Here is an 18,166-nt window from a genome sequence, read left to right on the forward strand (position 1 = left end):
TTTCTCCTAAAGCCCCCAGTGCTTCAACGCCCACAACACCCCCATGCCCACAACCAGCGTCAGCATCGTGCTGCGTGTGCGCCAGGCTACCAACGCAGCCAGGACCGCCGCGGGTATCTGCGGGTTCGTCCAGTCGAACCCGGCATGCCGGTCAGGGAAGACCACGGCCGGCAACACCAGCGCAGCCAGTACACTGGCCGGCACATAGGCCAATGCGCGGCGAAACAGAGGCGGGATGCGCAACACCGTGTGCAGTTCGATGAACGACAGCCGGATGGCGAAGGTGCCCAGGCCAATCAGCACGAAGGTTATCCACTGGGTCGTTTCGCTCATGATGCGTTCTGCTCTGTATGGGCTTCAGGTACGGCGTGTCGTTTTTGCCGACTCTCGATGGCCAGCCCGGCGATGATTCCGCCGACGGCACCGGTCAGCAGGCCAAGGTTGTAGGGCAGGTCAACGGCCAGCACCGCAAGCACGCCACCGGTCAGCGCGGCGCCGAGCATGGCGGTATTGCGAATGCCGGGTATCAGCAAGGCCAGAAAAGACAACGGTATGGCAAAACCCAGTGACCAGTCTTCCGGAATGCCTGCGCCCAGGTACATGCCCGCCAGTACCGAGAGGTTCCAGCCGAACCACATGGTGATCGCCGTGCCGGCGTAATAGGGGTAGGCATGCTGGCCTAGTCCGCCTGTGCCCATTTTCAGTGTGCACAGGGCGAAGGACTGATCCGACAGCATGAACGCCATTGGCCATTTGTGACGGCGCGGGAGGTGGCCCAGGTGTGGGGCCAGGCTGGCGCTGTACATCAGAAAACGCAGGTTGATCACCAGTGCGGTGACCACCATCGTCACTGGCAGGGCGGCGTTTTGCATCAATTGCATCACCACCATTTGCGCAGAGCCGGAGTAGAACAGCAAGGTCATGCCAATGGCGTCGGCGGGTGACAGGCCCATGCCGATTGCCGTAACCCCGGTGATCAGGCCAAAAGGCACAATGCCGGAGGTCAACGGCATAACGCTTTGTGCGCCCTGCTTGAATGCTTGGGTCGCGCTTGGGTACTGCATGGGAGTTCCTTGAAGCTGTTCGGAGGGTGCATGGACACCCTCACGTTAATGCGCCTGACAGTTGGCCACAACGTCAGATTTCTGAAATAGTAGGCCTAAAAAATATAGGCCTCATACCGTGTATCTCGACAGCCCCACCCGGCACTCGCTCCAGCTCAATGCCTTGCGTGCCTTCGAGGCGTCTGCGCGCCTGGGCGGTTTCGCGCGTGCCGCCCTCGAACTCAAGGTCACCCCAGGGGCCATCGCCGCCTTGGTCAAGACGCTGGAAAACGAATACGGCGCTGCGTTGTTCGAGCGCCATGCCAAGGGCGTACGCCTGACGCCCCTCGGTGAGAGCGTGAAAAGCCAGTTCACCGAGGCGTTCGATGCAGTGGAAGCCGCCGCGCGCACGTTACGGCGGCTGGCTGCGCCGCAGCGTGTGCACATTGTAACGTCGCCGGCCCTGGCGCAGTTGTGGATAGGGCCACGTCTGCCGGAACTGACCCGCCTGCTGGCGCCCATCGAGATTTCGGTTACGGCGGTGGATGAGCCGCCCAACCTCAAACGCAGCCCATTCGACCTGTGCCTGTTCTACACCGAAAAACCCGAACGCTGGCAGCGCAGGATCGCCACGGAAGAAGTGTTGCCCGTATGCGTACCCGCCTTGGCAGAGAGCATCATCACCCCTGCGGACCTTGCCAATGCCCGTTGCATTGCTGACGTAGGCTGGAATGACTGGGCGGTGTGGGCCGGCGCAGCCATGCCGGGGCACAATTTCGTGGCCCGTGGGCCGGGTTTTTCCCTGTACTCGATTGCATTGCAGCAGGCGTTGCTGGCTGCCGGTGTGCTGATCGGGCGCAGAAGCCTGGTGCAACGCTATCTGGACAGCGGCGAACTGGTGGCGCCCATCGACTGCGCGGTGCCTTTGGGCATGACCATTGCCGCGTGGCGATTACCGGGTGCCAAGGGCAACCAGGTGGTGGCTGCGGTGGAGGAGGCGCTGCTGCAGTTGGCTTGAGCCTTGGCGCTGCCTGTCGGGTGGCGCCCCCGATAGGCCTCGTCGCCAATCCTCACACGTGGCTTATCGCGTCTTCATTGCCATCTGATGTGCCGTCTGCCTGGGAGAGCTGTTCTTGTGCTTTCTCCTGGACCCGGTTCTCGATCTCCTCTTGCAAGCGCTGAGCGATCAACTCGCCGACCTTGGCCTTCACCTCTGGCGGCAGGGCTTCGTACTGCGCTTCGGTCAGGCCAATTTCGCTCAGCAGTTTTTCCTTGATCATCTCGCTGTGCGATTTGGACATCAGGTCCTGAAACGCTTGCCGGGCAGTGCTGGTGGTCAGTTGCTCCGTGCTGTTCTGCCCGGTTACGCCAGAGCCAAGGTTTTGCAGCATCACCTTGAATTTGGCGAAAGCCTCCTCCCGGGCATCCTCAGCGTTCTGCTGCGCCGTGTTGCCTTGGTTTTGCTGCTGGGCTGTCGTGCTGGCGGTGGTGATTGCCGTGCGCAAATCCGTAGCCTGCGCCGCAGCCTGTTCATCGTTGGCGCGCTGTGGTTGATGGAGCGTGGGCTGCCAGCTGACGCCGTTGTGGGCGATTATCATGTTTCCTCCTTGGAAATCGTGTTGGCAGGCGTTACGCGCAAAAGCCATGCCAGCGCTATGGCAGCTGGAAACCGGGCGTTGGGGCTATTCCGGTTGCACGCTGGCGGGCATATGCTTGCCCGTCACAGGCATCATCTTGCCGCCTGCGGCAATTACCACCACTGTCGGCAGCCCCTTGACCGGAGCGCAGTTGCTGGGCATCAGGGAGAGCGTCCATGAATCAGGAAACCAGGCCGGCCCCCGCTGGCTTCAGTGAACAGCAGTTGCACACATTGTTCGAGTTGATCAGCGATGGCATCTGGGACTGGAATGCCAACACCGGCTACGTCTATCGCAACCCGGGCTGGTACGCGATGCTCGGCTACGCCAGCCACTCCATGGCCAACTCGGTACTGACCTGGGAAAGCGTGATCCACCCGGAAGACTACCCACGGGTAATGGCGCATTTCGAGGCGTACATCCGTCAGCATAACGAGCGCTACCTCATCGAATACCGCTGCCGTTGCCACGATGGCAGCTACCTGTGGATCGAAGACAGCGGCTACATCATCGACCGTAACGAAGACGGTTCGGTGGCGCGCATGCTCGGTGCTCACCGCAATATCGACGCCGGCAAACGCCTGGTCGAGCAGCTGGAGCAGAAGAACCAGTCGCTGGAAGGGCAAGTGGCCGAGCGCACCCGTGAGTTGTCCTGGGTGAACCAGCAGTTGCAGCGGCAACTGGACGAGAACCGTGAGTTGGCTGAGCGCGATGCGTTAACCCGCATTGCCAACCGCTATCGGTTGGAAAAGGCCTTGCAGCGGGAGTGCGAGCGGGCGCAGCGCTTTCGCCAGCCGTTGTCGCTGATCGCCATGGACCTGGATGATTTCAAACCGATCAACGACCGCTACGGGCACGCCCGGGGCGATGCAGCGCTGGTGCGGGTGGTCGACAGCCTGCGGACCTGCCTGCGCGAACTGGACCTGTTGGCGCGCTGGGGCGGGGACGAGTTCGTTATCGTACTGCCGCAGAGCACGCTGGGCGAGGCGCTGGATGTCGCCGGGCGCTTGCGCCAGGTGATGGCGCAACTGGAACCGGTGGGGGAGTGCCGTCTGACCATGAGTTATGGCGTGGTGCAGTGGCAGGAAGGGGAGGACCAGCATGCGCTGCTGGCGCGGGCTGATATGGCAATGTACCGGGCCAAAGGGGCCGGCAAGAATGCCATCGCCGAGTGAATTGGTTTGCCGGTACAGGTATAAAAAAGACCCGCAGCGCCTCTCGGCGCGGCGGGCCAAATCGGCCTCGGCCGCTTCAGTGTCAGATATGCAGGGCGTGGCCCAGGGCACGCAGTGCCGCTTCCTGTACCGCTTCACCCAGGGTCGGGTGGGCATGGATGGTACCGGCCACATCCTCCAGGCAGGCACCCATCTCCAGCGACTGGGCAAACGCCGTGGACAGCTCGGAAACCGCCACGCCAACCGCTTGCCAGCCCAGGATCAGGTGGTTGTCACGCCGCGCGACCACGCGCACGAAACCGCTTTTCGACTCCAGGCTCATGGCCCGGCCGTTGGCGGCGAACGGGAACTGCGCGACGATGCAGTCCAGGCCTTGCTGACTGGCCTGTTCCGGCGTCTTGCCGACCACGACCACTTCCGGGTCGGTGAAGCACACGGCGGCTATCGCAGCGGGTTCGAAGCGGCGTGCCTTGCCGGCGATGATCTCGGCCACCATCTCGCCCTGGGCCATGGCCCGGTGCGCCAGCATCGGTTCGCCGGCCACGTCGCCGATGGCCCAGACGTTGTGCATGCTGGTCTGGCAGCGCTCGTCGATGGCAATCGCGGCACCATTCATCTTCAGGTCCAGGCATTCCAGGTTGAAGCCCTTGGTGCGTGGGCGGCGGCCCACGGCTACCAGCACCCGGTCGGCTTCCAGGCGCAGTTGTCCGCCCTTGCCATCGTTGGCCAGCAGGCAGCCATTTTCGTAACCTTCGACGCTGTGGCCAAGGTGCAGGGCGATACCCAGCTTTTTCAGCGACTCGGCCACCGGGGCGGTCAGTTCGCTGTCGTAAGTCGGCAGGATGCGCTCGCGCGCTTCCACCACGCTGACCTGCGCGCCAAGCTTGCGGTAGGCGATACCCAGCTCCAGGCCGATGTAGCCACCGCCCACCACCACCAGGTGTTGCGGCAGGGCTTTCGGTGCCAGGGCCTCGGTCGAGGAAATCACCGGCCCACCCAACGGCAGCATCGGCAGTTCGACACTGCTGGAGCCCGTGGCCAGCAACAGGTGCTCGCACTGGATGCGCTGGCCATCCACCTCGACCTGCTTGCCATCAAGCACCTTGGCCCAGCCGTGCACCACCTTCACCCCGTGCTTTTTCAGCAGGGCGGCGACACCAGTGGTCAGGCGATCGACGATGCCGTCTTTCCAGGCCACGCTCTGGCCGATGTCCAGGCGTGGCGAAGCCACGCTGATGCCCAGCGGCGAGGGTTCGGTAAAGCGCGAGGCCTGGTGGAACTGCTCGGCCACATGGATCAGCGCCTTGGACGGAATGCAGCCGATGTTCAGGCAGGTACCGCCCAGCGCCTGGCCTTCCACCAACACGGTAGGGATGCCCAGTTGCCCGGCGCGGATGGCCGCCACATAGCCGCCAGGGCCGCCGCCGATGATCAACAGGGTTGTCTGGATAGTCTGTTGCATGCTCACTCCACGAACAGGCAGGCGGGTTGTTCGAGCAGGCCACGCATGGCCTGGATGAACAGGGCGGCGTCCATGCCATCGACCACGCGGTGGTCGAACGAGCTGGACAGGTTCATCATCTTGCGCACGACGATCTGGCCGTCGATCACCACGGGCCGCTCAACCATGCGGTTGACACCGACGATCGCCACTTCCGGGGTGTTGACCACCGGCGTGCTGACGATGCCGCCCAGGGCGCCGAGGCTGGTCAGGGTAATGGTCGAACCGGACAGCTCTTCGCGGCTGGCCTTGTTGTTGCGCGCAGCGTTGGCCAGGCGTGAAATCTCACCGGCATTGGCCCACAGGCTGCCCGCTTCGGCGTGGCGCAGCACGGGTACCATCAGGCCGTTGTCACCTTGGGTGGCGATGCCCACATGCACCGCGCCATGGCGGGTGATGATCTGCGCTTCGTCATCGTAGGTGGCGTTTATCTGCGGGAAGTCACGCAGTGCCACGACCAGGGCGCGCACCAGGAACGGCAGCAGTGTCAGCTTGCCGCGGCTGTCGCCGTGCTTGCTGTTGAGCTGCTGGCGCAGGGCTTCCAGGGCGGTGACGTCGATTTCTTCCACATAGCTGAAGTGCGCGACCCGGCGCTTGGCGTCCTGCATGCGCTGGGCGATCTTGCGGCGCAGGCCGATCACCGGCACCTGCTCGCTGTCGGTGCGCCTGGCATAGCCATTGGGGGTTTGCCCGGCAGCGCTTTGCGGTTTGCTCATGAACGCGTCGAGGTCTTCGTGCAGGATGCGCCCGGCCGGGCCGCTGCCGTGCACATAACGCAATTCGATGCCGGCATCGAGGGCACGTTTGCGCACCGCCGGCGAGGCCAGCGGCTTGTCGCCCGGCTGGCGCGGCACGATGGGCGCTGCCTCGTGGCTGGCTGACGCCTGGTATGCCGCCGGTTTAACGTCTTTCTGTGGTTCAGGTTTAGCGGCTACCGGTGCCGCAGGCACTTCGGCCGGCTTGGCTTGCGGCACATCCACATGGTTGCCGCTGCCTTCCACTTCGATGCGGATCAGCTCACTGCCGACCGCCATCACTTCACCTGGCTGGCCACCTAAGGCCAGCACCTTGCCGCTGACCGGCGACGGGATTTCCACGGTGGCCTTGTCGGTCATGACGTCGGCTACTACCTGGTCCTCGGCGATGATGTCGCCCACCTTGACGAACCATTCCACCAATTCGACCTGCGCGATGCCTTCGCCAATGTCCGGCATCTTGATGACGTGCGTGCCCATTCAGACCTCCATGACCTTTTTCAATGCCGCACCTACCCGCGAAGGCCCTGGGAAGTAAGCCCATTCCTGCGCGTGAGGGTAGGGGGTGTCCCAACCGGTGACGCGCTCGATCGGCGCCTCCAGGTGGTGGAAGCAGTGCTCCTGCACCAGCGACACCAGTTCTGCGCCAAAGCCACAGGTACGGGTGGCCTCGTGTACTACCACGCAACGGCCGGTCTTTTTCACCGACTCCACGATGGTGTCCAGGTCTAGCGGCCACAGGCTGCGCAGGTCGATCACTTCGGCATCCACGCCACTTTCTTCGGCGGCCACCTGGGCCACGTACACGGTGGTGCCATAGGTGAGCACGGTCACGTCATTGCCGGGGCGGGTGATGGCGGCCTTGTCCAGTGGCACGGTGTAGTAGCCATCGGGCACGGCGCTGTGCGGGTGTTTCGACCACGGCGTAACCGGGCGGTCATGGTGGCCGTCGAACGGGCCGTTGTACAGGCGCTTGGGCTCCAGGAAGATCACCGGGTCGTCGCATTCGATCGAGGCAATCAGCAGGCCTTTGGCGTCGTACGGGTTGGATGGCATTACGGTGCGCAGGCCGCACACCTGAGTGAACATCGCTTCCGGGCTCTGGCTGTGTGTCTGGCCGCCATAGATACCGCCACCGCAGGGCATACGCAGGGTCAGCGGGGCGATGAACTCGCCGGCCGAACGGTAGCGCAGGCGGGCCATTTCAGAAACGATCTGGTCGGAGGCCGGGTAGAAGTAGTCAGCGAACTGGATTTCCACCACCGGGCGCAGGCCGTAGGCACCCATGCCCACGGCGGTGCCGACGATGCCGCTTTCAGAGATGGGCGCGTCGAACACGCGGGACTTGCCGTACTTGGTCTGCAGGCCTTCGGTGCAGCGGAACACGCCGCCGAAGTAGCCGACGTCCTGGCCGTACACCACCACATTGTCGTCGCGCTCAAGCATGACATCCATGGCCGAGCGCAGGGCCTGGATCATGGTCATGGTAGTGGTGGCCATGGCGGTTTCCGGGTTGATGCTGTTGTTGTGGTCGTTCATCTCAAACCCCCAGTTCCTGGCGTTGGCGGCGCAGGTGGTCGGGCATCTCCTTGTACACGTCCTCGAACATCGAGGCGGCGCTCGGGATGTGACCGTTGGCCAGGGTGCCGTACTGCTCGGCTTCTTTTTGCGCAGCAATCACGGCCGCTTCGAACTCGGCCGTGGTGGCCTGGTGTTCTTCTTCGGACCAGTGGCCGATCTTGATCAGGTGCTGCTTCAGGCGGGCGATCGGGTCACCCAGCGGGAAGTGGCTCCAGTCATCGGCAGGGCGGTACTTGGACGGGTCGTCCGAGGTCGAGTGCGGGCCGGCACGGTAGGTGACCCACTCGATCAGGCTCGGGCCCAAACCACGGCGGGCACGTTCGGCAGCCCAGCGCGAAGCGGCGTAAACGGCGACGAAGTCGTTGCCGTCCACCCGCAGGGAAGCGATGCCGCAGCCCACGCCACGGCCGGCGAAGGTGGTCGACTCGCCACCGGCGATGGCCTGGAAGGTTGAGATGGCCCACTGGTTGTTGACCACGTTGAGGATCACCGGGGCGCGGTAAACGTGGGCAAAGGTGAGGGCGGTGTGGAAGTCCGATTCGGCAGTGGCGCCGTCGCCGATCCAGGCCGAGGCAATCTTGGTATCGCCCTTGATCGCCGAGGCCATGGCCCAGCCGACCGCCTGCACGAACTGGGTCGCCAGGTTGCCGCTGATGGTGAAGAAGCCGGCCTCGCGTACCGAGTACATGATCGGCAGCTGGCGGCCCTTGAGGGGGTCGCGTTCGTTGGACAGCAACTGGCAGATCATCTCCACCAGCGACACGTCGCGGGCCATCAGGATGCTTTGCTGACGGTAGGTGGGGAAGCACATGTCGGTGCGGTTAAGCGCCAGCGCCTGGCCGCTGCCGATGGCTTCTTCGCCCAGGCTCTGCATGTAGAAGGACATCTTCTTCTGGCGCTGGGCAACCACCATGCGGCTGTCGAAGATCCGCGTCTTGAGCATGGCGCGCATGCCTTGGCGCAGGATCTGCGGGTCGATGTCTTCAGCCCACGGGCCTTGGGCGTCGCCTTGCTCGTCGAGCACGCGGACCAGGCTGTAGGACAGGTCGGCGGTGTCGGCAGCGTCGACATCGACAGGGGGTTTACGGGCTTGACCTGCATCGTTCAGGCGCAGGTAGGAAAAATCGGTCTGGCAGCCTGGCCGGCCGGTGGGCTCGGGCACATGCAAACGCAGGGGGGCGTACTCGTTCATGCTTTTTACGCTCGCTCGGGTATTTGTTTTTGTGAGCTCTGAAGCGGCCGCCGCTGAGTACCGGCTTGTGACTGGTAAGTCAGCGTCCCCTACATCTTAGTGGTCCGGCAGGAGAATTTTTCTCTCAAGTTGATTGCCTTTGCCGAGCGGGGCAGATAAACATTCCGCATAAACACAAAAAACCGGTGATTTTGTCTCATGCGCAAACTCGATCGTACCGATATCGGCATTCTCAACAGCCTGCAGGAAAACGCCCGCATCACCAACGCCGAGCTGGCACGCTCGGTCAACCTGTCGCCCACGCCCTGTTTCAACCGGGTGCGGGCCATGGAAGAGCTGGGGGTGATCCGCCAGCAGGTGACCTTGTTGTCGCCCGAGGCGTTGGGGCTGGATGTGAATGTGTTCATCCATGTCAGCCTGGAAAAACAGGTAGAGCAGTCGCTGCACCGCTTCGAGGAAGAAATTGCCGAACGGCCCGAGGTGATGGAGTGCTACCTGATGACGGGCGACCCGGACTACCTGTTGCGGGTACTGCTGCCGAGTATCCAGGCGCTGGAGCGGTTTCTCGATTACCTCACGCGGTTGCCGGGTGTGGCGAATATCCGCTCGAGTTTTGCCTTGAAACAGGTGCGCTACAAGACAGCCTTGCCGTTGCCGGCCAATGGCATGACCTTGCGCGAATAGAAGAGGCCCCAGGCGTTCGAGAGGCTGCTTGATATTTTAAACACCCCCAGCCTATGTTGTTGTCAGCCTACAACAACAAGGACAAGCGTCATGAGCATCGCTCAGCTCCAGGGCATCGATGAAATCGAATGCGTCACCCCCGACCTCAACGGCGTCCCACGCGGCAAGGTGATGACCGCCGAAGGCTTTCTCGAAGGCCGCCGCCTACAGATGGCCCGTGGGGTGCTGCTGCAATGCATCATGGGCGGCTACCCGCCGGCGAAGTTCTACGGCAGCGACGACGGCGACCTGGCGTTGGTAGCGGAACCCAGCCAGGTTCATCGCTTGCCCTGGAGCGATGACGGTCGCGCCCTGGCCATCTGCGATGCCAATGAACTGGATGGCCGGCCCTCGGCACTGTCCACCCGGGGCCAGCTGAAGGCCGTGATCGCCCGCTACGCAGCGTTGGGTCTGGCACCGGTAGTGGCGACCGAGCTTGAGTTCTTCGTGTTTGCCCCCAACAGTGACCCGCAGCAGCCGTTCCAGCCACCGCTGGGCACCGACGGCCGCCGCGAGCTGGGCCATTCGGCGTTCAGTGTCAGTTCCAACAACGGCCTGCGCCCGTTCTTCAATGAGGTGTACCAGTGCATGGCCGCGCTCGGCCTGCCGCGCGACACCTTCATGCACGAAATGGGCGTCAGCCAGTTCGAGATCAACTTGCTACATGGCGACCCGCTGCTGCTGGCCGACCAGACCTTCCTGTTCAAACACCTGCTCAAGGAAGTGGCACTCAAGCACGGGCTGACCGTGGTGTGCATGGCCAAACCGCTGGCGCGCACGCCTGGCAGTTCCATGCATATTCACCAGAGCCTGGTCGATACCGGCAGCGGGCGTAACGTGTTCAGCGATGAGCAGGGCCAGCCTACCGATACCTTCCACCATTTCATCGGCGGCCTGCAGGCATGCATGGCCGACTTCACTGCGCTGTTTGCGCCCAACGTCAACTCGTACCAGCGGCTGTGCCACCCCTATGCGTCGCCGAACAACGCCTGCTGGTCCGAGGACAACCGTGCAGCAGGCTTGCGCATCCCGGCCAGTGCAGCGGTAGCGCGGCGGGTGGAAAACCGCTTGCCCGGCGCTGACGCCAACCCCTACCTGGCCATCGCCGCCTCCCTGGCCGCGGGGTTGCACGGCATCGAGCAGCGCCTGCAACCTTCGCCGGCGATCCAGGGCGAGTTCGAAGTGCCGGAGCACTTGAGCTTGCCATGCACCCTCCATGCGGCGCTGGAGCGGCTCAAGCGCAGCGCGCTGGCGCGGGAACTGTTCGGCAGTGAGTTCATCGAAGGCTACATCGCCAGCAAGACCTTGGAGCTGACCGATTTCTTCGACGAAATCACCCCGTGGGAGCGCCGGGTTCTGGCGGCACAGGCCTGATCGCGACACGACCTGCACCGGACACGCCCCGGCTGCACCATTTTGCAGTCGGGGGCCTGCAAGGACCGGCGTTTGCCCTTATGCTGCTAGCACCTACCGCCACCTGACCAGGGAGCATTGCGGGACGTATGCGAAATGTATGGAAGCCGTTTCAGTCGTTGTATTTCGCCGCGCTGATGATGTTGATCGGCTCGGGTCTGCTCAGTACCTACCTGGCGTTGCGCCTGGCGGCCGACCACGTCGACAGCCTGTGGGTGGGCGCGTTGATGGCGGCCAACTATTTTGGCCTGGCGGTGGGCGGCAAGGTCGGCCACCGGCTGATCGGCCGGGTAGGGCACATTCGCGCCTACGCCACCTGCGCCGGCATCGTCGGTGCGGCGGTGCTCGGCCATGGCCTGACCAGCTGGCTGCCGGCCTGGGTCGGGCTGCGCATGATCGTGGGCCTGGGCATGATGTGCCAATACATGGTCATCGAGAGCTGGCTCAACGAGCAGGCTGATGTGAAGCACCGTGGCGCGGTGTTCAGCGGCTACATGATCGCATCGTACCTGGGGCTGGTGCTTGGCCAGCTGATCTTGGTGGTGCACCCCGCGCTCGGCCCGGAGCTGCTGATGCTTGTGGCGATGTGCTTTGCCTTGTGCCTGGTGCCGGTGGCGATGACCCGGCGCATTCACCCGGCGCCCTTGCGCCCGGCGCCGATGGAGCCGAAGTTCTTCATCAAGCGTGTGCCGCAATCGCTCAGTACGGTATTGGGCTCGGGATTGATCGTCGGCTCGTTCTACGGCCTGGCGCCCTTGTATGCCTCCAGCCAGGGGATGACGACCGAGCAGGTCGGCCTGTTCATGGGTAGCTGCATTTTTGCTGGCCTTTTGGTGCAGTGGCCACTGGGCTGGTTGTCTGATCGTTACGACCGGGCGGTGCTGATTCGCAGCGTGGCAATAGGCCTGGCGTTGGCCGCTGCGCCCTTGGCGATACTGCCCAGTGTGCCGCTGGAGTTGCTGTTCGGTATCGGCTTTTTGATTTCGTTGCTGCAGTTCTGCCTGTACCCGCTGGCGGTGGCGTTTTCCAACGACCACGTGGAAAGCGAGCGGCGGGTGTCGCTGACCGCCATGCTGCTGGTGACCTACGGTGTGGGTGCGTGCATCGGGCCCCTGGCGGCGGGCGTGCTGATGAAGGTGCTGGGCGCACAGATGCTGTACGCGTTCTTTGTGTTCTTCGCCTTGGTGCTGGTGTGGCGCATTCGGCCGAAAGCGGTTACCGGGCTGCACCAGGTTCAGGATGCGCCGCTGGGCCACGTGGCGATGCCGGCGGCCGGTTCGCCGTTGTCGGCAGCGCTGGACCCACGGGTGGATGAGCAGACCGTGCAGGACATGATGCAGGCGCCGGTAGCGGCTGAAGATACCGAGGATGAAGACAAAGGGGCTGAGCAACAGGCAGCTGAACCGGAGGCGGTCAGCAAGTCGGTGTAAGCCAGTACCGGCCTCTTCGCGGGGCAGGAAGAGCACAAATGAAAACGCCACCTCAGCAGGTGGCGTTTTTGCTTAACAGCTAGCCGACGATCAGTAGTCGTCCTTGTCGAATCGCCGCGCCTCACGCTGCAGCTGGTATACAAAGCTCTCGATCTTGCGCTGTGCCTGCCCGCTCAGGTTATGGAAGCGTACGCCGGCAAAGGTGGTGTTGATGCGCTCTTCATAGTGCAGGTGGCGCAGTTCGACCATGGTGTCCACCAGGCCCAGCGGGTTGCCCGCCTTGAAACGCTCGTACACCTGGCCCAGTTGCAGGCGGTCTTCGACATTGCCTTCAAAGCGCAGTTTGCAGCCGGTAGCCGAGATATCCAGCAGTTTGCCGCGCAGGGCCCCGTTGCCCTTCAGGTGGGCGCCGTCGAGGATGATATCGACCAGTTGCGACAACTTCAGCGCGGCGCGGAAGGCATTGCGGCGCTGGTGGTAGGTCATCTCTTCTGGCATGGGGCCGCTGTAGCAGCGGTGGCCGTCGACTTCGGTAATCTTCAGCGTGTGGTTGCATTCCCAGGCGATGCGCACGCCATCGTGGAAACCTTCGATGCGGAAGTGCTCGCCGTTCTCGATGAACTTCTCACCATCGCGGGGGATCATTTCGTCCAGGGCCAGGGTGTTGCTTTCACGGTCCACGTGCACCACATAGCTCTGAAAGCGCTGGCTACGGTCGTGGAAGGTGATGATGAGGGGGTCGTGGCTTTCCTGCAGCTGCCGTAAGTTGGCCGCAATCTCCAAGGGGGTGCTCAGCACCTTTGGCGGTTGCGGGGCATCGGATTCATTGAACACGGCTTATCGTTCTCCAGGCAAAAGCGACACACGCAATTAACGGCATTTTGCCAGTATGTTCCGTGCCTTGATAGAAAAAATCACACTTGGCTGAGGGCCCGTGGCTTGGCCAGCGGCGAGGTGCTGCCGCGGCTGTCGTACAGCGACGGCGAATCGCCGCCCATGAGGATCCGGATCTGGTTGCTGGTGACGTGTTGCTGCACCTGGATGATCCGGCCATTGGTCTCGTTAAGCTGTTGGCAGGCTTGCATCAACTGGCTGATCACGTCGAGTTGTTGCAGGATCAATTCACCGTTGAGCGATTGTGCCGCCACAGCCTCCACACCGGCGCGGTCTGCGCTCAGGCCGAGGCTGGTAAGCAGGTTGTTGCGCCGCAGGCCTTGCTGCTCGAGCAACACGATCAATGACTGCTTGCGGGCCAGAATATTTTCCAGCGGGGCCATATCGCGGCCATGCAGGGCTACAGACTCCTTTTGCAGGAGGTCGAGCAGTTCCTGCATCGGGGCAATGTCGTCTTCGATCAATTGCAGCAAGGTGATGTCGTGCATGGCTAACTCTTGGCTTTTCTAGCGTCCGTGAAGTCAGCGCGCCGTACGGTCAGCGCTGGGCTTCGAAATCGAGCAGTTTGCTGGCGACCCGGCCGGCATCGACCTGGTAGCTGCCGTCGGCGATCGCCTGTTTCAACTGGGCCACGCGGGCGCTGTTGACCACGGGCTCGTCGCGCAGCTTGTCGCTGATCTTCTGCAACTGCTGGGCCTCTTGGCTGAGGTGCACCGCTTCTCCGCTGACGCTGGTGGCGCTGGCCGCTTCCTGGCTGACTGCCGGTTTTTCGGCGCTGCCCGACGCGGAGTTGCCGCGCACACCGCCCGTGACGGACGGCGAGTTATTCAAACGACTGAAGTCGATGACCATGATCAGAAACCTCTGGGTATTTGGACGCTTGCCTTGTTTTCGGCCAACCCGATAGAAACTTTAGGCACAAATGCATCGCCGCCTGTCAGCAAGCTCGCGAACCCGTGTTCTGACACAGTTTAGGAAAAGCGGTTCCTCACTGCCAGCCTAATCTGGTGGCCGGCCTACATACTGACCTCGACTTGGCCGGGGCCGGTCACCCTGGCCTTCACCACTCGCTTGGAGTTGAGGTTGCGTACCCGTATCTGCTCGCTCAGGCCGCCCTTGCTCAGGGCCTCGCCCGGCATGCGCACGCTCAGGCTGCCGCTGCGGGCAATGATTACCACCTGGTCACCCTTGCGGACCACCTCGGCCTGTTCCAGATGCTGCGGGGTCAGCACCTGGTCGATCACCGTGGGGCGCAGCATCTTCATGCCCACTGCCTGGTCCAGTTCAGTCAGAAAGCCCTGGCCAAGGGTGCCGACATCGCGCTCGCGCAGGGCCACGTCGCCTTCGCCAACCGTGTTGTCGCGCTTGAGCGGGCGGGTTACCACCACCACGTCGCGGAACAGCCGCACGGTAGCCGGTACGAACACTGTCCACGGGGCTGCGCTGTCGCAGCGGACCCGTACCGTTACCCGGCCTAGCGGCAGGGCGGGGCTTTCCAGCGAGGCGTCCAGCGGCTGGCTGCACAATGGCATGCGCAGGCGCGGGTCCAGCGGGTTGACCTGTATCTCATAGCGACCAGGGGTCTGGGTGGTGGCCAGGTAATCTTCTACCGTGAATTCAAGAAACCCTTGGGTGACACCGATAAGTTGTTCAGGCAAGGTGAACGCGTCCGCTAACGTACGAACGCCGGGCGCCAGCAGGCACAGCGTGGCCAGCAAGCCGGTCAGCAGGCGCGTCAATCGTCGGAAAAATGTCGTTTTCGTGTGCATGACGCTCAAAAAAGCAAAGCCCGTGCCGACTCGCTACCTGAGTTGCAACGAAAGGCTGAAAGATTAAGGAGTCTGGCATGGCGGGTGTTATGGATTCGGTCAACCAGCGCACACAGCTGGTGGGGCAGAATCGCCTGGAATTGCTGCTGTTTCGCCTCAATGGCGAGCAGCTTTACGGCATCAACGTGTTCAAGGTCAGGGAAGTGCTGCAGTGCCCTGCGCTGACCCTGCTGCCCAAGGCGCACCCGGTGGTGCGTGGCGTTGCCAACATTCGCGGGGCGACCATCCCGATTCTCGACCTGTCGATGGCCACCGGGTTGCGGCCGCTGCAGGAAGACACGCGCAACAGCTTCGTGATCATCACCGAGTACAACACCAAGACCCAGGGCTTCCTGGTGCACTCGGTGGAGCGCATCGTCAACATGAACTGGGAAGAGATCCATCCGCCACCCAAGGGAACTGGCCGTGACCACTACCTGACGGCGGTCACCCGGGTAGACAACCGGATGGTCGAGATCATCGATGTGGAGAAGGTGCTGGCCGAAGTGTCGCCATCGTCGGAATCGGTATCGGCCGGGGTGATCGACGCCGAAGTGCAGGACAAGGCCGTGCTGATGCGGGTGCTGACCGTCGACGATTCGTCGGTGGCGCGCAAGCAGGTCAGCCGCTGCCTGCAGACCGTAGGGGTCGAGGTGGTTGCGCTCAACGATGGCCGTCAGGCTCTGAACTACCTGCGTCAGTTGGTGGATGAGGGCAAAAAGCCGGAAGAAGAGTTCCTGATGATGATCTCCGACATTGAAATGCCGGAAATGGACGGCTATACGCTAACGGCGGAGATCCGCAGCGACCCGCGCATGCAAAAATTGCACATCTGCCTGCATACTTCGCTCTCCGGGGTGTTCAACCAGGCAATGGTCAAGAAGGTCGGCGCCGATGACTTCCTGGCCAAGTTCAAGCCGGACGACCTGGCCCAGCGGGTGGTCGACCGGATCAAGGCAGCGCATTGAAGCAGCCGGGGGCAGGCCCCCGGCACCAGTGATTGAAAAGAGGCGGCAGTAGTGTCTACGGGTAATTTGGATTTCGAACAGTTCCGGGTATTCCTGGAGAAAGCCTGTGGCATCCTGCTGGGCGAGAATAAGCAGTACCTGGTTTCCAGCCGTCTCAACAAGCTGATGGAACAACAGGGCATCAAGAGCCTGGGCGAGCTGGTACAGCGTATCCAGGCCCAGCCGCGCGGCGGTTTGCGCGAGCAGGTGGTGGATGCCATGACCACCAACGAGACCCTGTGGTTTCGCGATACCTACCCGTTCGAAGTGCTGAAGAACAAGGTGATTCCCGAGTTCATCCGCAACAACCCAGGCCAGCGCCTGCGCATGTGGTCGGCGGCCTGTTCGTCGGGGCAGGAGCCATATTCCATCTCGATGGCCATCGACGAGTTCGAGCGCAGCAACCTGGGCCAGCTGAAGATGGGGGCGCAGATTGTGGCCACCGACCTGTCAGGCACCATGCTCACCAACTGCAAGACCGGTGAGTACGACAGCCTGGCCATTGCCCGTGGCCTGTCGCAGGAGCGCCTGCAGCGCTACTTCGACCCCAAGGGGCCAGGGCGCTGGGCGGTGAAGCCGGCCATTCGCAGCCGCGTCGAGTTCCGCTCGTTCAACCTGCTCGACAGCTATGCTAGCCTGGGCAAGTTCGACATCGTGTTCTGTCGCAACGTGCTGATCTACTTCTCGGCGCAGGTGAAGAAGGACATCCTGCTGCGCATTCACAGCACCCTGAAGCCGGGTGGCTACCTGTTCCTCGGCGCCTCGGAAGCCCTGAACGGGTTGCCGGATCATTACCAGATGGTGCAGTGCAGCCCGGGGATCATCTACCAGGCCAAGTAAGCACGAAGGCCGGCAGCGAAAGTTGCCGGCCTTTTTGTTGGCCTGTACCGGCCTCTTCGTGGGCGCGCCCGCGAAGAGGCCGGTACAGGGGAAAGACTGACGTCAAATTTTTGATTTGCCGCTTTTGCCACCCGGCAATTGCCGCTTTCGCCGCCCAAGGCGGAAGGCCTTTGCCGCTTTTCTGGCATCACCCTGACACCACCGTACCTCGAAAGCCTGTGTTTTCGGGCTTTTCACGCGTTGGCACAGCCCTTGCTATACCTTGCTCAACGACATTCCGGTCAACCTCTGAAGGTTTCCCCGACATGAGCATCAGCTTCGACAAGGCGCTTGGCATTCACGAAAAGGCACTGGGCTTCCGCGCCCAGCGCGCTGAAGTGCTGGCCAACAACATCGCCAACGCCGACACGCCCAACTACAAGGCGCGTGACATGGACTTTTCTTCGGTGCTCGCCGCCGAAACCAGCAAGCAGCAAAGCGGCCGCTTCGCCATGGACCGTACCAACAGCCGGCACATCGAAGCCGAAGGCCTCGCCATTGCCGCTGACGATACCCTCAAGTACCGCACACCGCTGCAGCCGTCGATCGACCAGAACACCGTGGACGCGCAGATCGAGCAATCGAACTACACCGAAAACGCCATTGGCTTCCAGGCCAGTTTCACCTTGCTCAACAGTAAATTCAAAGGGCTGGTTTCCGCCCTGCGGGGAGAATGACCATGTCCCTTTCCAGTGTTTTCAACATTGCCGGTAGCGGTATGAGCGCGCAGAACACGCGCCTGAATACCGTTGCGTCCAACATTGCCAACGCCGAGACCGTGTCTTCGAGCATCGACCAGACCTACCGCGCCCGCCATCCGGTGTTCGCTACCACCTTCCAGGACGCACAGGCCGGCAGCAGCCAGTCGCTGTTCGAAGACCAGGGTGAAGCAGGGCAGGGCGTGCAGGTAAAAGGCATCGTCGAAGACCAGAGCACCCTCGAGGCACGTTACGAGCCAAACCACCCGGCGGCGAACAAGGACGGCTACGTCTACTACCCGAACGTCAACGTGGTCGAGGAGATGGCTGACATGATCTCTGCCAGCCGCGCGTTCCAGACCAATGCCGAACTGATGAACACGGCCAAGACCATGATGCAGAAAGTGCTGACCCTGGGGCAGTGATAAGG

At 62.5% G+C, this 18,166-nt stretch carries 20 protein-coding genes; 9 read left to right on the forward strand and 11 right to left on the reverse strand.

The features are described from left to right. Nucleotides 1-6: 6 nt before the first annotated feature. A complete protein-coding gene (locus FHW75_RS14595) occupies nucleotides 7-333 on the reverse strand; it encodes an AzlD domain-containing protein (protein WP_016711836.1) in 327 nt (108 codons plus the stop codon). After that, on the reverse strand, nucleotides 330-1,064 hold the full coding sequence (locus tag FHW75_RS14600) for an AzlC family ABC transporter permease (protein ID WP_159266546.1): 735 nt from the start codon (nucleotides 1,062-1,064) through the stop codon (nucleotides 330-332). Before FHW75_RS14600 ends, FHW75_RS14595 begins: the two co-directional genes overlap by 4 nt. Before the next feature lie 118 nt (nucleotides 1,065-1,182). On the opposite strand from FHW75_RS14600, the gene FHW75_RS14605 reads away from it, so the two are divergent. Continuing rightward, nucleotides 1,183-2,061, forward strand: coding sequence for a LysR family transcriptional regulator (locus FHW75_RS14605; protein ID WP_016711834.1), 879 nt, complete (start codon nucleotides 1,183-1,185; stop codon nucleotides 2,059-2,061). 52 nt (nucleotides 2,062-2,113) lie between these two features. On the opposite strand, the gene FHW75_RS14610 is transcribed toward FHW75_RS14605, so the two are convergent. Continuing rightward, the gene (locus tag FHW75_RS14610; RefSeq protein ID WP_183673986.1) at nucleotides 2,114-2,641 is read right to left on the reverse strand and encodes a hypothetical protein; all 528 of its coding nucleotides are present in this window, start codon (nucleotides 2,639-2,641) and stop codon (nucleotides 2,114-2,116) included. 215 nt (nucleotides 2,642-2,856) lie between these two features. Between FHW75_RS14610 and FHW75_RS14615 the strand changes: the two genes are divergently transcribed. Continuing rightward, entirely contained in the window at nucleotides 2,857-3,855 is a 999-nt protein-coding gene (locus tag FHW75_RS14615) for a sensor domain-containing diguanylate cyclase (RefSeq protein WP_183673988.1), read from the forward strand. Nucleotides 3,856-3,937: 82 nt separating this feature from the next. Here the strand turns inward: FHW75_RS14615 and lpdA are convergent, their stop codons facing one another. Genes lpdA through FHW75_RS14635 form a run of 4 tightly spaced genes read right to left on the reverse strand, consistent with a single transcriptional unit; the run spans nucleotide 3,938 to nucleotide 8,884 of the window. Beyond that, complete coding sequence (gene lpdA / locus FHW75_RS14620; protein WP_027609417.1) at nucleotides 3,938-5,317, reverse strand: dihydrolipoyl dehydrogenase; 1,380 nt, start codon at nucleotides 5,315-5,317, stop codon at nucleotides 3,938-3,940. A 2-nt stretch (nucleotides 5,318-5,319) separates the two neighbouring features. Beyond that, nucleotides 5,320-6,591, reverse strand: a complete 1,272-nt coding sequence (locus FHW75_RS14625; RefSeq protein ID WP_027615311.1) for a dihydrolipoamide acetyltransferase family protein — start codon at nucleotides 6,589-6,591, stop codon at nucleotides 5,320-5,322. Next, complete coding sequence (locus FHW75_RS14630) at nucleotides 6,592-7,650, reverse strand: alpha-ketoacid dehydrogenase subunit beta (protein ID WP_012273542.1); 1,059 nt, start codon at nucleotides 7,648-7,650, stop codon at nucleotides 6,592-6,594. It abuts the gene before it with no gap. Nucleotide 7,651: 1 nt separating this feature from the next. Then, nucleotides 7,652-8,884: a 3-methyl-2-oxobutanoate dehydrogenase (2-methylpropanoyl-transferring) subunit alpha gene (locus FHW75_RS14635; protein WP_019099583.1), complete on the reverse strand. Its 1,233-nt coding sequence runs from the start codon at nucleotides 8,882-8,884 to the stop codon at nucleotides 7,652-7,654. Nucleotides 8,885-9,082: 198 nt separating this feature from the next. On the opposite strand from FHW75_RS14635, the gene bkdR reads away from it, so the two are divergent. The 3 genes from bkdR to FHW75_RS14650 all read left to right on the forward strand — a co-directional run bounded on the left by bkdR (nucleotide 9,083) and on the right by FHW75_RS14650 (nucleotide 12,450). Continuing rightward, nucleotides 9,083-9,568: a Bkd operon transcriptional regulator BkdR gene (bkdR, locus tag FHW75_RS14640; RefSeq protein ID WP_012273540.1), complete on the forward strand. Its 486-nt coding sequence runs from the start codon at nucleotides 9,083-9,085 to the stop codon at nucleotides 9,566-9,568. A gap of 171 nt (nucleotides 9,569-9,739) precedes the next feature. After that, a complete protein-coding gene (locus FHW75_RS14645; protein WP_176431006.1) occupies nucleotides 9,740-10,981 on the forward strand; it encodes a glutamine synthetase family protein in 1,242 nt (413 codons plus the stop codon). A 128-nt stretch (nucleotides 10,982-11,109) separates the two neighbouring features. Next, nucleotides 11,110-12,450, forward strand: a complete 1,341-nt coding sequence (locus FHW75_RS14650; RefSeq protein WP_025753858.1) for an MFS transporter — start codon at nucleotides 11,110-11,112, stop codon at nucleotides 12,448-12,450. A gap of 90 nt (nucleotides 12,451-12,540) precedes the next feature. Here the strand turns inward: FHW75_RS14650 and FHW75_RS14655 are convergent, their stop codons facing one another. From FHW75_RS14655 to flgA, 4 genes are all read right to left on the reverse strand, one after another. Next, nucleotides 12,541-13,284: a flagellar brake protein gene (locus tag FHW75_RS14655; RefSeq protein WP_025753857.1), complete on the reverse strand. Its 744-nt coding sequence runs from the start codon at nucleotides 13,282-13,284 to the stop codon at nucleotides 12,541-12,543. 80 nt (nucleotides 13,285-13,364) lie between these two features. Then, a complete protein-coding gene (locus FHW75_RS14660) occupies nucleotides 13,365-13,832 on the reverse strand; it encodes a flagella synthesis protein FlgN (RefSeq protein ID WP_183673990.1) in 468 nt (155 codons plus the stop codon). Nucleotides 13,833-13,881: 49 nt separating this feature from the next. Beyond that, nucleotides 13,882-14,196: a flagellar biosynthesis anti-sigma factor FlgM gene (gene flgM, locus FHW75_RS14665; RefSeq protein WP_027609419.1), complete on the reverse strand. Its 315-nt coding sequence runs from the start codon at nucleotides 14,194-14,196 to the stop codon at nucleotides 13,882-13,884. Between the two features lie 164 nt (nucleotides 14,197-14,360). Beyond that, entirely contained in the window at nucleotides 14,361-15,113 is a 753-nt protein-coding gene (gene flgA / locus FHW75_RS14670) for a flagellar basal body P-ring formation chaperone FlgA (protein ID WP_019099579.1), read from the reverse strand. 77 nt (nucleotides 15,114-15,190) lie between these two features. On the opposite strand from flgA, the gene FHW75_RS14675 reads away from it, so the two are divergent. The 4 genes from FHW75_RS14675 (at nucleotide 15,191) to flgC (ending at nucleotide 18,161) form a co-directional block, all read left to right on the forward strand. Then, nucleotides 15,191-16,120 carry a chemotaxis protein CheV gene (locus FHW75_RS14675; protein WP_010955104.1) on the forward strand — a complete coding sequence of 310 codons (930 nt, stop codon included), beginning with the start codon at nucleotides 15,191-15,193 and terminating at the stop codon, nucleotides 16,118-16,120. A 51-nt stretch (nucleotides 16,121-16,171) separates the two neighbouring features. Next, on the forward strand, nucleotides 16,172-16,999 hold the full coding sequence (gene cheR / locus FHW75_RS14680; protein WP_004575768.1) for a protein-glutamate O-methyltransferase CheR: 828 nt from the start codon (nucleotides 16,172-16,174) through the stop codon (nucleotides 16,997-16,999). A 305-nt stretch (nucleotides 17,000-17,304) separates the two neighbouring features. Continuing rightward, complete coding sequence (gene flgB, locus FHW75_RS14685; RefSeq protein WP_016711821.1) at nucleotides 17,305-17,715, forward strand: flagellar basal body rod protein FlgB; 411 nt, start codon at nucleotides 17,305-17,307, stop codon at nucleotides 17,713-17,715. Between the two features lie 2 nt (nucleotides 17,716-17,717). Further along, on the forward strand, nucleotides 17,718-18,161 hold the full coding sequence (gene flgC / locus FHW75_RS14690; RefSeq protein WP_027609421.1) for a flagellar basal body rod protein FlgC: 444 nt from the start codon (nucleotides 17,718-17,720) through the stop codon (nucleotides 18,159-18,161). The last annotated feature ends 5 nt before the right edge of the window (nucleotides 18,162-18,166 follow it).

The sequence above is a fragment of the Pseudomonas sp. OG7 genome, from assembly GCF_014192825.1.
GTDB lineage: Bacteria > Pseudomonadota > Gammaproteobacteria > Pseudomonadales > Pseudomonadaceae > Aquipseudomonas > Aquipseudomonas monteilii.